Here is a 13,914-nt window from a genome sequence, read left to right on the forward strand (position 1 = left end):
CGATCGCCCGGTGCAGCATGGCGCGCCAACCACCTCGAGGAGACACAAAATGAAGAAAGCGTTGGTCGTTCTGTTGCTACTGCTGGCCCTGCTGGCGGCCTACCTGCTGCTCTGGCCCGTGCCGGTGAAAGCCGTGGTGTGGCAGGCGCTGCCGCCCCCTGGCTACACAGGCCCTCACGTGGTCAACACCCGTCTGGCTGGCCTGCAGCACATCGAGCTGGGTGATGAAGAAGGGCCCGAGCACGTGATGATCGGCCCGGACGGGCGCCTCTACACCACCGTGGCCAGTGGCAAGGTGTTGCACATGGCGCCCGATGGGTCGGACCTGAAGACCCATGTCGACACCGGAGGCCGCGTGCTGGGCTTTGACTTCGACCGTGCCGGCCAGTTGATTGCGGCCGATGCCATGCGCGGTCTGCTGCGGGTGAACGCACAAGGTGAAGTGCAGGTGCTGAGCGATCGCTGGGGCGACGAACCGATTCGTTATGCCGACGCGGTGGTGGTGACACGCCAGCCGAACACACCCGAACAGATGTTCTTCACCGATGCGTCCACCCGCTTTGGAGCCCGCGAATGGGGCGGCACCTTTGAGGCCAGCGTGCTGGACATCCTGGAGCAGTCAGCCACCGGCCGTGTGCTGGTGTTCGACAGTGCCGAAGGCCGCACCGAACGGGTCGCACACGGCCTGTCGTTTGTCAACGGCATAACGCTCTCTGAAGACGAACAGACCTTGTTCGTGGCCGAGACCGGCAAATACCGCATCTGGGCCATCCCAGCCGCCGCACGCGACCTGGACCTGAGCAAGGGCCCCGCCGGCGGTGCACGTGTGGTGTTCGACAACCTGCCTGGCTATCCGGACAACCTCATGCGGGGCGAGAGCGGACGCATCTGGGTGGGACTGGTCAAGCCGCGCAACCCGGTGATCGACAACATGGCCGGGAAGCCGCTGCTGCGGGAGATCACGCTGCGCCTGCCCAGGGCTGCCTGGCCTATCCCCAAGGCTTATGGGCACGTGTTTGCGTTCACGGAGGATGGGCGTGTGGTGGTGGACTGGCAGGACCCATCAGGGGCTTATCCGGACACCACGGCGGTGACTGAGACGGCGGAGAGGGTGTATGTGCAGAGTTTGCATGCGAGGACGTTGGGGTGGATGCCTCGGCCTGCTGACTTGCCTTGAGGTTCCTGGGGGTCTGTGCTTCGTTGTCTTTGAGTTTTTTTGCTTTCGCGGCGTGCCGGGCCGAGACCCGGCACGCCACAAAAAAACTCAACGACAACGCAACAGAACCAATCCGAGAATCACGCAGCTTTCAAGAGGGATCAGAGACGGGAACAGGCATCTTCCGCGCCGCCTCAATGCACTCCCCCAAAACCCTCGCGTCCCCCACCTGATTCGCCAACAACAAAATCAGACGGGCATTGAGCAACTCGGACGCCTCCCGACTCAACCCAACATGAGCATCCATCAACTGCTCATAGAACCCGTCTGCATCCTGAAAATGCGGTGTCGTCTTCATTCGATGTCTCCTCGCAAACCCAGGGATCGCTCAATCGCCGCCACCAGTTGACCATCCACCGTTTCGCCACTGGCAGCCAGGTAGCCATCGGGCCGCACCAGCGCCCAGGCGTGGCCGAACACATGACAGGCCCCTTGCAGGTGGGCGTGTGGATCGCGCACATGTTCCACCGCCTGCGCGGTGGCGTCGATGCCGAGCACCTGCACGCTGCGCACCGGGGCGTCGAAGCACAGGCGGCGCAGGCGCTGCAAGGCCGACGGCGACAGATCGCCAAACACCAGCACCAGCAAGTCACCTGCGGCCCAGTCGAGCAGGTCGTTGACGCGGCCTTGTGATCCGTCGGCCCAAGCAAAGGCCACGTTCTGTACCGACTGGCCTGCGGCACTGCCGGGCGCGTAGGTGCAGGCGCGGGAGTGGCTGTAGGGGTTGGCCACGGCCATGCGGCCGGTGTTGATCAAGGTGCGCGCGAATGGATACTGTTTGGCCATGCCGATGGTGGCCTGGCGGAACAGGCGTTCTGCGCCGTCGGCCGGCCGCAGAAAGCGCGCGGTGCGGTTGGTCACGCACACGTTCTGCTGCGCCGCTTCCAGGCGTTCGTCGCCGTAGCTTTCCAGCAGGGCGGCGTCGGCCTTGCCACGCAGCACGGCCGCGAGTTTCCAGGCGAGGTTGTCGGCGTCGGCCACGCCGGTGTTGCCACCGCGCGCACCAAACGGGCTGACCACCTTGGCCGAGTCGCCCATGAGGAACACGCGGCCATGGCGCAGGGCGTGCACACATTCGCTGCGGTAGGCGTAGGGGCCGACCCAGACGATTTCAACGTCCACGTCAGGGCCGAACTGGCGCGCCAGTCGCTCGCGCACCACGTCTTCTCGGCTCACTTGTTCCGGGTCGGCATTGGGCGCCATCTGGTAGTCAATGCGCCACACGTCGTCGGCCATCAGGTGTTGCCAGACGGCGCGGTTTTCGTTGAACGGCGCTTCGATCCAGGTGTGGCGTTCCACCGGCGGGTGGGTGCTGAAGCGCACGTCGGCGATGCACCAGCGGTCGTCGCCACGGCGGGAGTCGAACGGCACGTTCAGCCATTGGCGCAGCGGGCTGTGCGAACCGGTGGCGTCAATCACGTGTTCGGCTTCCAGCCGGTAGCTGCCTGCGGGTGTTTCCACCGTGAGGGTGGCGCATTCGGCGTTTTGTTCAAAAGCGGTCAGGCGGTTCTGCCAGCGCAGTTCCACCGCACCCAGTTCCCGGATGCGATCGACCAGAAACGCCTCGATGTAGAACTGCTGGATGTTGATGAAGGGTGGCTGGCTGCTGAGGTGGAAGTTGCCCTGCTGGCGCAGGTCGAAGCTGTACACCTCGTCTTCACCGGCGAAGGTGCGGCCCACGCTCCACTGCGTGCCCTTGGCCGCAATGCGCTCAAAAATGCCCAGCCGCTCGAAGATCTCCAGCGACTTCTGCGTGTAGCAGATGCCGCGCGACGATGCGCCTTTCACGCCCACGGTGTTGTCTTCGTCGATCAGCACCGCCTTGACGCCCAAGCGGGCCAGCGAACAGGCCAGGGTGAGCCCGGTGATGCCACCGCCCACGATGACAATGGGGTGGCGCACCACGGTGCTGCCTTGCAGCTCTGGTGGCGGCACAAACGGGTACTCCGGCAACACATAGCCAGAGCCGCTCGTGAATTCGTAGCTGTTGGTGGGCGCGGTATCGCGGTACGCAGTGGGGTTCATGGGCACGTCCCGATCAGGGCTGCGCACGGGCGACCACTTCAGGCCGGTCGTTCTGCTGCGGCTTGAGCGGTGCCGCCGTCTTGCCTTCGGCCCGCTCCTTGCGCCATTGCTCCTTGCGCGCTGTCCATTCGGCCAGGCGGGCGTGGGCGGTCTTGCTTTCCTCGAGCATTTCAAACTCGTCGGCCAGCTGCGCGGTGAGTTCGAGGCGGATGCCGTTGGGGTCGAAGAAGTAGATACTCTTGAAAATGTGATGATCGGTCACGCCCAGCACCTCGATGCCGCTGGCTTCCAGGCGGGCCTTGGTGTTTTCCAGTTCTTCAATCGTGTTCACGCGGAAGCTGATGTGGTTCACCCACTTCGGCGTGTTCGGGCTGGGCAGGGCGGCCTCGTCGTCGCCGAGGTCAAAAAACGCAATGAACGAACCGTCCTGCAGGCGGAAGAAGAAATGGGTGTAGGGGCAGTACTCGCCGGTGCTGGGCACCACGTCGCTCTGGATGATGTGATAGAGCGGCAGGCCCAGGATGTCTTCGTAGAAGCGGCGCGTTTCTTCGGCGTCCTTGGCGCGGTAGGCGTAGTGGTGCAGTTGCTGGATCGGCGCAGGCGGGGGCAGGGTGCGGGTCATGTCGGTCTCCTGACTTGTATGTGATTCACCATTGTGCAACGCATTTCTCAAAACGAAATGAGTGTGGGTGCTTTTCCGCGCCAGTTTGAGGGTTTCCCGTGGTGCTGTCGATGATGTTGAGAATAGTTATCAATCATTTCGACTGAATAGCCATTGGCAATGGGGTGTATAGCCCAGAGCAATTAGACAGACCTCTCTGCCAGCGCTATGGTTTGCTGTCCCAGTGGCTCAGGCTCTTGGTCGTCGCTGGGCGGATGATTCTTCAACCCACGCAAAGGAGACAGCTCATGCCCGCATTGAAAGGCAGCAAAACCGAGGAATGCCTGAAAGAAGCATTTGCCGGTGAATCGCAAGCCAACCGCCGCTATCTGTATTTCGCGAACAAGGCCGACGTGGAGGGCCAGAACGACGTGGCCGCCCTGTTCCGCTCCACCGCCGAAGGCGAGACCGGTCACGCGCACGGACACCTGGAGTTTTTGGAGCAATCTGGCGACCCTGCCACCGGTCTGCCCATCGGCTCGACCCGCCAGAACCTGGAATCGGCCGTGGCCGGAGAAACGCACGAGTACACCGACATGTACCCGGGCATGGCCAAAACCGCGCGCGAAGAAGGCTTCGACGAGGTTGCCGACTGGTTCGAGACCCTGGCCAAGGCCGAGCGCTCACATGCCAACCGCTACCAGAAGGCATTGAACGAACTGGTGGAGTGATCGACTCACCCCCGCGCCGCGCCGTCGGCGCGTCACCCCCTCAAGGGGGCAACGCTGGCGGCCCGGCAAAGCCGGTTCCGCGGCGTTAGCTGGTCGACTCCCCCTCTGGTGGGGAGTATTTTTGAAGAGGCTTGCCAAACGAGCCCCTTCAAAAACCACAACAAGATCGACGAAAGATCCACGGCGAAACCCGTACGGACGAGGACGACAACCATGGCTACAGAAGGCAATCTGCAGGCGCCCACCCGGCACGCGCTGGACTGGCAGAACCCCGACTTTTATGACGAGGAGAAGTGCTTCCACGAACTGGAGCGCATCTTCGACATTTGCCATGGTTGCCGCCGCTGCGTGAGCCTGTGTGGTTCGTTCCCCACCTTGTTTGATCTGGTCGACGAGAGCACGACCATGGAAGTGGACGGCGTGGCCAAGCAGGATTACTGGAAGGTGGTCGACCAGTGCTACATGTGCGACCTGTGCTACATGACCAAGTGCCCCTACACGCCGCCGCACGAGTGGAACCTGGACTTCCCGCACACCATGCTGCGTGCCAAGGCCATCAAGTTCAAGAAGGGCGAGGTCGGCATGGCCGAGCGGTTCCTGGCGTCCACCGACACGCATGGCAGCTTTGCCGGCATTCCCGTGGTGGTGCAGGTGGCCAATGCCGTGAACAGGACGTCCTTTGCCCGTGGCGTGATGGAAAAAGTGATGGGCGTGGACAAGGATGCCTGGTTGCCCGAGCTGGCCACCAAAAAATTCCGTTCTACGGCGCCGGAGGCCAAGGCCAGCCAGGTGGTGAACGGCGACAAGACACCGGGCAAGGTGGCCATCTTCTCCACCTGCTACATCAACTACAACGAGCCTGGCATCGGCATGGATCTGCTCAGGATCCTGGACCACAACGACATTCCCTACACCCTGGTGGAGAAGGAAAAATGTTGTGGCATGCCCAAGCTGGAACTGGGCGATCTGGATTCTGTGCAGGCCAGCAAGGAAGCCAACATGCCCGTCCTGGCCAAATACGCCAAGGACGGCTTTGCCATCCTCGCCGCCGTGCCCAGTTGTGCACTGATGTTCAAGCAGGAAATCCCGCTGATGTTCCCGGACGACGCCGACACCCAGCTGGTGAAGGAGCACATGTGGGATCCGTTCGAGTACTTCATGGCCCGCAAGCGCGACGGCCTGCTCAAGACCGAGTTCCCTCAGAAACTGGGCAACGTGAGCTACCAGATTCCCTGCCACGGCCGGGTGCAGAACATCGGCAAGAAGACCGAAGAAATGCTCAAGATGATCCCGGACACGACCATCAACAGCATCGAGCGGTGCTCGGGCCATGCCGGCACCTTTGGCGTGAAAAAGGCCCATCACCAGACCGCCATGAAGATCGGCAAGCCGGTGTTCAAGGCCATGGCGACCATGAAGGACGGCAGCAAGCCCGACTACATCAGCTCGGACTGCCCCCTGGGTGGCCACCACATCGCACAAGGTTTTGAAGTCAATGGCCTGGGCGCACCAGAATTGCAGCACCCGATCAGCCTCGTGGCCAAAGCCTACGGATTGAAATGACCTTAGGGGGCGACCCGGCGGCAAACCATCAAGGACCACTCCATGCAACTCACCGGACACATCACTCCCGAAAGCCTCATGAGCCTGGAGGCCTACAGCAAATGGCGCAAGGCCCACAAGCCCGAGGTCATCGCTCACCGCAAGTTGCGCAGCGTGCAACTGGGTGAGCACATCAACCTGCAGTTCGAAAGCGAGATGACGATCCGCTACCAGATCCAGGAAATGTTGCGCATTGAGAAGATCTTCGAAGAAGAGGGCATCAACGGCGAGATCGAGGCTTACGCCCCACTGGTGCCCGATGGCGGCAACTGGAAGGCCACCATGCTGATCGAGTACACCGACATCAACGAACGCAAGCGCGAACTCGCGCGCCTGATCGGTGTGGAAGACCGTTTGTTCATTGAGGTGGAAGGCCATGCCCGCGTGTATGCGATTGCCGACGAAGACCTGGACCGCGAAAACGATGTGAAGACCAGCGCCGTGCATTTCGTGCGCTTTGAGCTCACGCCCCACATGCGCGCCTCCGTGAAGGCAGGTGCGGCGGTGAAACTGGGATGTGACCACACCCATTACCCGGCCCACATGCAGATTCCCCTGGAGACCTTGGCCAGTCTGGCCGGCGACCTGAAATAAACCAGGGTGGGGCCCAGAGCGGGCCGACCACGAGAGACCTGTCCCGTGCTGCCCAAGGGCATCACTGGTCATAATCAGGGCTTCTGCGGAAGCCTTTTTTTCATTCTGTTGCGCACCTCCGCCGACCACCCACCATGTTGTTCCTTCTTTCCCCCGCCAAGGCCCTCGACTACGAGACGCCGGCCCACATCAGCACCCACACCCAGCCCTTGTTCGTGAAGCAGGCGAGCGAACTGATTGACGTGCTGCGCGACAAGTCACCCCAGCAGGTCGCCGAGCTCATGAGTCTGTCGGACACTTTGTCTGGCCTGAACGTGGCTCGCTACCAGGCCTGGCGGCCGAAATTCACGCCACGCAACGCCAAGCAGGCGGTGCTGGCCTTCAATGGCGACGTGTATGGCGGGCTCGACGCCGCGCGTCTGGACGAAGCCAGCCTGAACTGGCTGCAGCAGCATCTGTGCATCCTGAGCGGCCTGTATGGCGTGCTGCGACCGCTGGACCTGATGCAACCGTACCGGCTGGAAATGGGCACCCGGCTGGTGACACCCAAGGGCAAGAACCTGTACCAGTTCTGGGGCAGCCAGGTGTCGCAGTACCTCAACGAACGCGCGCGTGCCGAATTGAGCCCGGTGGTGATCAACCTGGCCAGCGAAGAGTATTTCAAGGTGGTGGACCGCAAGACACTGGTGCCGCGTGTGGTGACCTGCGCATTTGAAGAGCGCAAGGCCGACGGGTACAAGGTGATCAGCTTCATGGCCAAGCGCGCGCGCGGCCTGATGGTGCGGCATGCGGTGCTGAACCGGGTCACCACGCCCGAGCAGCTCAAGGCCTTCAATGCCGAGGGTTACCGATACGTGCCGGCGGCGTCCGACGCCGACCGGCTGGTCTTTCGACGCGACCAGAAAGCCTGAGGACGAGGGGTTCGCAAGACACCGGGAGCACACATGAGCCAGATCATCACCATCGAATTGCGGCAGTGGATTCTTGAACAGGCCGCAGCAGGGCACTCCCACGATTCGATCCTGGCGGCCATGGTGTCGGCGGGGTGGGCTCGCGACGTGGCCAGCCACGCACTGACGAACACTCTGCCAGCACAACAGCCGAATCCGCCAGCGCCTGTGGCGCCAGAAGCTGTGCAGGCGGCAGAACAAGGTGGGGTGCGTGTGGCGAGCGCCGTGAAAGTGCCGGACCTGGACCTGAGCCGTTCACCACGCCAGGTCGACGCAGGTGACCGGACGATCGATGTGCTGGCCACTCTGACGCAGCCCAGGGTGGTGGTGCTGGGTGGCGTGCTCAGCGATGAGGAGTGCGACGCCCTGATCGCCGCGGCCCGACCGCGCATGGCGCGTTCGCTCACCGTGCAGACCCAGACCGGTGGCGAAGAACTCAACCCCGACCGCACCAGCAACGGCATGTTCTTCAACCGTGGAGAGAGCGAGTTGATCACCCGAATTGAAGCGCGCATTGCCCGGCTGCTGAACTGGCCAGTGGACCATGGCGAAGGCATTCAGGTGCTGCACTACCACCCGGGTGCCGAGTACAAGCCGCACTACGATTATTTCGACCCCGCCGAACCAGGTACGCCGACCATCCTCAAGCGGGGCGGCCAGCGCCTGGCCACGCTGGTGATGTACCTCAGCGAGCCCGCCCGCGGCGGCGGCACCACGTTTCCCGATGTCGGACTGGAAGTGGCGCCGCAACGCGGCAACGCCGTGTTCTTCAGCTACGACCGCCCCCAGCCCACCACCCGCACCCTGCATGGCGGCGCGCCGGTCATCGAGGGCGAGAAGTGGGTGGCCACCAAGTGGCTGCGCGAGCGCGTCTTCACATGAGTGTCGAGAACAACGACCGGCCGTTCGACATCGACGATTCTGGTGATTCCCGGGTAGCGGTGGTACCGCTGGCCCATCACATCGTTCCTCATCTCAAGGCTACCCAAGCCTGACTTCCCGACCTGCCGATCATGAACGCCAATCTCCCAGAACACTCCCAGCTTGGCAAGGCATCTGCCTATGTCGACCAGTACGATGCTTCGCTGCTGTTTCCGCTGCCACGCGAGCCGAAGCGGCTGGAAATCGGCATCAAGGGCAGCCTGCCGTTCCTGGGTGCCGATCTCTGGACCGCCTTCGAGCTGAGCTGGCTCAACCTGCGCGGCAAGCCCCAGGTGGCGCTGGCCCACATCACCATCCCCTGCGAGAGCACGCACATCGTCGAGAGCAAGTCGTTCAAGCTCTACCTCAACAGTTTCAACAACACCCGGTTCGAGAGCGCCGACGCGGTGCGCGACCGCATTCGCAGCGATGTGGGCGCGGCCATCTGGCAGGGTGGGGTGGTGCAATCGTCGCCAGGGGTGCGCCTGCTGCTGCCCGAGCTGTTCGACTGCGAACCTGTGCAGGAACTCGACGGCCTGTCGATCGACCGGCTCGACGTGGAGTGCACCCGCTATGAACCCGCACCCGATCTGCTCACGGCCGCCTTCGACGAAAAGCCGGTGGAAGAGACCTTGGTGAGCGACCTGCTCAAAAGCAACTGCCTGGTGACTGGCCAGCCCGATTGGGGCAGCGTGCAGATCCGCTACAGCGGCCCGCAGATCGATCAGGCCGGACTGTTGCAGTACATCGTGAGCTTTCGCAACCACAACGAATTCCACGAACAGTGCGTGGAGCGCATCTACAGCGACATCATGGCGCGCTGCAAGCCGGCCAAGCTGATGGTGTACGCCCGTTACACCCGCCGCGGCGGGCTGGACATCAACCCATGGCGCAGCAGCCATCCTCAGTTGCCACCGCCGAACGTGCGCACAGCGCGCCAGTGAACCCTCACGGGCAGACTGGCTCGACGGCGCGGGCAGGTGCTGAGGGCAGGACCATGTAAAGGGCCGCTGAAAATAACATTAGGCGAATTGATGATTCACCCTTATCATCAGTAGATTCCTTTCTGGATGCGCGTGCACCACACGCTGATCTGAAGAGGCTGCCAGACACCGCAAATCCTGCGTACTGGCCTCGCTCTCGGCCCCTCGCCGAACCAGCCCCCTTCGCCAAGCCGCGAACCGCTGGGCTCCTTTTCTGGCTCCATACACACACAGCAGTTGCCCGCTTGCGCCGCAATCTGCTGAGCACCTTCCACTCGCCAGCCCGCTGGCACAACACCGGCCGATCGCCCACCTCGCGTGTGCACTCGTGTTCGGATGCACCTTCGGTGCGACACCCTTTTCAGGCGGAATCGAAAGAGACCGCCATCTCCCCGCGTCGTGAAGCCATTTTTTTCTGGCCGAACACGCTTCTATCGAAAGGCTCTCCTATGAGCAGCAAACTTTACGTGGGCAACCTGCCCTACTCCGTCACCGACGACAGCCTGCGCAGCAACTTCTCCGAGTACGGTGCAGTGGCTTCCGCCAAGGTCATGACCGACCGCGAAACCGGTCGCTCCAAGGGCTTCGGCTTTGTCGAAATGGGTACCGAAGCAGAAGCCCAATCCGCTATCGATGGCCTCAATGGTCAATCGGTTGACGGCCGCTCGATCGTGGTCAACGTGTCCCGGCCGAAAGAAGCCGGCAGCACCGGCGGTGGTTACCGTTCGGGCGCTGGTCGTTACTGATCCAGCAGGCTTGTCCTGAAAAAAGCCGGCGCCTTGCGCCGGTTTTTTTTCGTCGGTCAATGGCCAAGCGCCTGTAGCGCGTCCAGGTCCAGGATCTCGATTTCACCGCGCGAGACACGCACGATCTGCCGCTCACGCAGGTCGTGCAGCAACTGGTTGGTGGTCTGGCGGGTCAGGCCCAGCATGTGCGCAAGCTCTTCCTGGGTGATGGCCAGCACGCGCCGTGTGGCGTGTTCGTTCGCACCCAGGCCATAGCCCCGGGCCATCAGCAACAGGCGACGCGCCAGCCGCTGCGATGCGCTCAGCGCGGTCTGTTCCTCCAGGTTCATAAAGGCCAGGCGCATCTTGTCGGCCATGAGCAGCCCCAGGTCTCGCCAGTGTCGGGGGTGCCGATCGAGCCAGGATTGCAGCTCGTGATGTGGCACCTGCAACACGGTGGTGGGTTCGTGCGCGTGGGCGTCGTGGGTGCGCGGCGCGTCGTCGAACACTGCAATCTCTCCGAACCATGCGGGTGGACCCAGCAGCACCAGCAAGGTTTCACGTGCGGCCTCGGGGGCACCGTCGTGGCCAGAGATGCGCACCGATCCCGTGATCACCGCATACAGCCCACAGGGTGGACTCTTTCGCAGGAACAGCACCTCGCCCGCCTGCAGATGACGCAACTGCCCCATGCCCACCAGCGCATCGGCAAATGCCGGCGGCAACTGGCGGAACCAGCGCCCCGATTGCAAGATGGGCAGAAGCTTGGCGGGATCGGTGGTCATGGGAGGTCTTAGGGTAAACGCCAGTGCGTGCGCTTGTGTCGGCTGCCCGACAGACGATGGGGGCGAGCGTGAATGAACATGCGTGCCACGTCAACATTTCGACCGAGGTGTCCCATGAAAACCCTGACCGATCACGTCGCGCAGTATGCCGCCTACCACCTGGACGCACGCAATGTGGCCACCCACTGGGTGGGTGTGCCGATGATCATGCTGGCCGTGGCCACGCTGCTGGCGCGCCCCATGTGGGCGGTGGGTGCCATGCCGATGTCGCCAGCGGTGCTGCTGAGCCTGGGCTGTGCGCTCTTCTACTTGCGGCTGGACCTGCGGTTTGGACTGGCCATGACGGCCTGGCTGGCCGTGTTTGTCGCCATGGCACACGCGCTGGCCGCACAGCCCACTGCGCTCTGGCTCGCAGCGGGCATTGGCCTGTTCGTGGTGGGCTGGGCGATCCAGTTCCTGGGTCACCACTTTGAAGGGCGCAAGCCGGCCTTCGTGGATGACATCGTGGGCCTGCTGATCGGGCCGCTTTTCCTGGCGGTGAAGCTGGCATTTGCGCTCGGCTGGCGGCTGGACCTCAAAGCCGACATCGAGCGGCGTGTGGTGCGGCCCCGTGCGCAGGCGCCGGGCGCCATGGCCTGAGAACCTTGGAGCCTGGGAGACGCAGCGGCTCAGCCCGTCACAACATCTTCTGGATCAAGGCACCCTTGAACAGCACCGGTCCGGTCGGGCCGGTTTCGCTCGGCACGCCCCCCTTGGGCTCCAGACTGATGGCCAGGGCAGGCACTTCGCGCACCTCGGCTTCGCCAGCGGTCAAGTGCAGCACACGCTCATTGCTCAGCACCCCCAGCGAGCGCGGGCCTCCCGTCGGCGGCAGTGCCCAAAGTTGCAGCGACTTGTCGGCCGCCTCCTGGAAATCGCCCACGCGCTGCAGGGTCAGGCGCGCGCTCTTGGGATCGAAGGTGACCAGCATCGCCGCGCCGGACTGATCGTCGTTGAGCACGGCCACGTACTCGATGGCCGGCGTGGCCGCAAGCTGCGCTTGGAGTTCGCCAATGCGGGCACCCAGGTTGTCTCGCAGCCCCACGGCCGTCACCACCGCGAACACGGTGGCCAGCGCGCCTGCGGCCGAGGCACTGCGCCACACGGTGAGGTTGCGCCACCAGCCACCCGGTGCGGGTTGGGGTGCCGCTTGCGGGGCTGTGCGTGAGGTGGCCATGGCCAACTGATCGCGTTCGGCCTGCACCAGGTTGTCGATGCGCGTCCACACGGCGGGTGAGGGCGTGCGGCTGGTCTGCAGTTCGTTCATGCTGGCCACGCGGCTTTGCCAGATCAGCGCGGCGGCGCGCACCGGCGCCTGCTCGCGGGCCAGGGTTTCAAAGCGGCGGCGCGCGCCACCGCGCAAAGTACCCAGCGCATAAGCGGCGGCGAGTTGGTCGAGCAGTTCGGGGTGGTGTTGGATGTTCATGTGACACCCCTCACGCGAAGCGCGCCATGCATTGGCGCAATTGGTCCAGCCCGCGCCGGATCCAGGTCTTCACCGTGCCCAGGGGCAGCCTGAGCTGCTGCGCCAGTTCGCCGTGGCTGAGGTCGCGCAGGTAGGCCAGGCTGACCACTTCGCGCTGCTTGTTCTCCAGCTTGCCCAGGCACTGATGCAAAGCCCAGGCCTGCTGGCTGGCCAGGCTGGTGTCCATGGGATTGGGCGAATCGCCCTCCAGGGTCTCGGCCATGGCGTCGTCCATGGTGTCGGTGAGGTGGTCGCGCTCGGCCTTGCGGCGGCGCAGCAGATCGAGCGAGCGGCTGCGCACGATCAGGCCCAGCCAGGCCATGGGCGGGCTCAGGCTGGCGCGGTAGTCGGGTGCGGTGCGCCAGATCTGCAGGAAGGTGTCCTGCAGCGCATCTTCGGCCCATTCGCTGTTGCGCACCACGCGCAGTGAAAGGCCGTAGAGCTTGGGCGACGTCAACTCGTAGAGCGCCTTGAGCGCTGTTTCATCGCGAGCCGCCACGCGGTCGATCAGGGACATCAGCTGGGCGTCGGGTTCAAGACTCATGCGCGCATTGTGGGCGAACCCTGTGCTGCCTGCTCCTGTGGGGGTGCTCGGGTATTCGTCCAGACGCCAAAGCGCGCGGGGATTCACGGTCGCCGTCTCCGGGGCGTGACCTGGGTGGGCACGCTCACGGCGGTGACCGGTGTGATGTTCACTTTGATGGGCTTGCCTTCCAGCAACTGGTCGCTGTGCCACACCCGCAAGCTGGCCGCACCTTCGGGCACGTCGCGCAGGCTGGCCACGCCATTGGCGTCGGTCTGCACAGCAAACGGCGAGTCGGTCACGTACACAAAGCCGCGCATCGAACCATGCAGATGGCAGCCCAGTTGCAGGGCACCTGGTGTGGCCAACGTCACGTCGGCAGATGTCGGTGCCTTGCCGTCGACCTTGCCAGCCAGGCGCAGCTCGATGCCGGCGGGGCTGCTGCCCAGTCTGGCCACACCAGCGGGCACACCGCGCACGTGATGTTCCCAGGCGTCCTGGTTCACGAAGCTGACGCGCGAGCCCACCGGCAGCACGCTGACCATGGGCACGAACTGCATCTTTTCCTGCGCAATGGTGGCCTGCACCGGTGCCGGCGCAGCGGGCCGGATGCCGCCTGCGGGTTCGACCACCACCACCGCATTGGACAGCGGTTGGCCGTCGCGGGCGAGCACGGTGACCTGGACCGTGGCCGCCTGCGCAGCGATCGAAAAAGCGGCACCAGCAGCCAGCAGCATGTGATTGCGGTTCATGT

At 63.6% G+C, this 13,914-nt stretch carries 16 protein-coding genes; 9 read left to right on the forward strand and 7 right to left on the reverse strand.

Annotated features, from left to right (window positions below):
• Nucleotides 1-49: 49 nt before the first annotated feature.
• Nucleotides 50-1,177, forward strand: a complete 1,128-nt coding sequence (locus tag J2W49_RS11465) for an SMP-30/gluconolactonase/LRE family protein (RefSeq protein ID WP_310315761.1) — start codon at nt 50-52, stop codon at nt 1,175-1,177.
• A gap of 130 nt (nt 1,178-1,307) precedes the next feature.
• Here the strand turns inward: J2W49_RS11465 and J2W49_RS11470 are convergent, their stop codons facing one another.
• From J2W49_RS11470 to J2W49_RS11480, 3 genes are read right to left on the reverse strand one after another with little or no spacing between them, the layout of a single operon-like run.
• Nucleotides 1,308-1,514, reverse strand: coding sequence for a DUF2783 domain-containing protein (locus J2W49_RS11470; protein ID WP_310315763.1), 207 nt, complete (start codon nt 1,512-1,514; stop codon nt 1,308-1,310).
• Nucleotides 1,511-3,241 (reverse strand): FAD-dependent oxidoreductase, encoded by a 1,731-nt coding sequence (locus J2W49_RS11475; protein ID WP_310315765.1) that lies wholly within the window; start codon nt 3,239-3,241, stop codon nt 1,511-1,513. The genes J2W49_RS11470 and J2W49_RS11475 overlap by 4 nt, the downstream gene beginning before the upstream one ends.
• A gap of 13 nt (nt 3,242-3,254) precedes the next feature.
• Nucleotides 3,255-3,863: a VOC family protein gene (locus tag J2W49_RS11480; protein ID WP_310315766.1), complete on the reverse strand. Its 609-nt coding sequence runs from the start codon at nt 3,861-3,863 to the stop codon at nt 3,255-3,257.
• Nucleotides 3,864-4,150: 287 nt separating this feature from the next.
• Between J2W49_RS11480 and J2W49_RS11485 the strand changes: the two genes are divergently transcribed.
• The 7 genes from J2W49_RS11485 (at nt 4,151) to J2W49_RS11515 (ending at nt 10,369) form a co-directional block, all read left to right on the forward strand.
• Nucleotides 4,151-4,573, forward strand: a complete 423-nt coding sequence (locus J2W49_RS11485; RefSeq protein WP_310315768.1) for a rubrerythrin family protein — start codon at nt 4,151-4,153, stop codon at nt 4,571-4,573.
• A gap of 213 nt (nt 4,574-4,786) precedes the next feature.
• Complete coding sequence (locus J2W49_RS11490; RefSeq protein WP_310315769.1) at nt 4,787-6,136, forward strand: (Fe-S)-binding protein; 1,350 nt, start codon at nt 4,787-4,789, stop codon at nt 6,134-6,136.
• Between the two features lie 42 nt (nt 6,137-6,178).
• Entirely contained in the window at nt 6,179-6,769 is a 591-nt protein-coding gene (locus J2W49_RS11495) for a DUF3501 family protein (RefSeq protein ID WP_310315772.1), read from the forward strand.
• Between the two features lie 134 nt (nt 6,770-6,903).
• Nucleotides 6,904-7,680, forward strand: coding sequence for a peroxide stress protein YaaA (gene yaaA, locus J2W49_RS11500; RefSeq protein ID WP_310315774.1), 777 nt, complete (start codon nt 6,904-6,906; stop codon nt 7,678-7,680).
• Nucleotides 7,681-7,713: 33 nt separating this feature from the next.
• Complete coding sequence (locus tag J2W49_RS11505; RefSeq protein ID WP_310315776.1) at nt 7,714-8,601, forward strand: 2OG-Fe(II) oxygenase; 888 nt, start codon at nt 7,714-7,716, stop codon at nt 8,599-8,601.
• Nucleotides 8,602-8,732: 131 nt separating this feature from the next.
• Nucleotides 8,733-9,584, forward strand: a complete 852-nt coding sequence (queF, locus tag J2W49_RS11510) for an NADPH-dependent 7-cyano-7-deazaguanine reductase QueF (RefSeq protein WP_310315778.1) — start codon at nt 8,733-8,735, stop codon at nt 9,582-9,584.
• 488 nt (nt 9,585-10,072) lie between these two features.
• Nucleotides 10,073-10,369, forward strand: a complete 297-nt coding sequence (locus tag J2W49_RS11515) for an RNA recognition motif domain-containing protein (protein WP_310315780.1) — start codon at nt 10,073-10,075, stop codon at nt 10,367-10,369.
• A gap of 56 nt (nt 10,370-10,425) precedes the next feature.
• On the opposite strand, the gene J2W49_RS11520 is transcribed toward J2W49_RS11515, so the two are convergent.
• Complete coding sequence (locus tag J2W49_RS11520; protein ID WP_310315782.1) at nt 10,426-11,133, reverse strand: Crp/Fnr family transcriptional regulator; 708 nt, start codon at nt 11,131-11,133, stop codon at nt 10,426-10,428.
• Between the two features lie 114 nt (nt 11,134-11,247).
• Between J2W49_RS11520 and J2W49_RS11525 the strand changes: the two genes are divergently transcribed.
• On the forward strand, nt 11,248-11,772 hold the full coding sequence (locus J2W49_RS11525) for an Mpo1 family 2-hydroxy fatty acid dioxygenase (protein WP_310315784.1): 525 nt from the start codon (nt 11,248-11,250) through the stop codon (nt 11,770-11,772).
• Between the two features lie 37 nt (nt 11,773-11,809).
• Here the strand turns inward: J2W49_RS11525 and J2W49_RS11530 are convergent, their stop codons facing one another.
• From J2W49_RS11530 to J2W49_RS11540, 3 genes are all read right to left on the reverse strand, one after another.
• Entirely contained in the window at nt 11,810-12,598 is a 789-nt protein-coding gene (locus J2W49_RS11530; protein ID WP_310315786.1) for an anti-sigma factor, read from the reverse strand.
• A gap of 10 nt (nt 12,599-12,608) precedes the next feature.
• On the reverse strand, nt 12,609-13,181 hold the full coding sequence (locus J2W49_RS11535) for a sigma-70 family RNA polymerase sigma factor (protein WP_310315787.1): 573 nt from the start codon (nt 13,179-13,181) through the stop codon (nt 12,609-12,611).
• A gap of 83 nt (nt 13,182-13,264) precedes the next feature.
• Nucleotides 13,265-13,912 (reverse strand): cupredoxin domain-containing protein, encoded by a 648-nt coding sequence (locus tag J2W49_RS11540; protein ID WP_310315789.1) that lies wholly within the window; start codon nt 13,910-13,912, stop codon nt 13,265-13,267.
• Nucleotides 13,913-13,914 lie beyond the last annotated feature (2 nt).

The organism is Hydrogenophaga palleronii (assembly GCF_031457455.1).
GTDB classification, from domain to species: Bacteria; Pseudomonadota; Gammaproteobacteria; order Burkholderiales; family Burkholderiaceae_C; genus Hydrogenophaga; species Hydrogenophaga palleronii_A.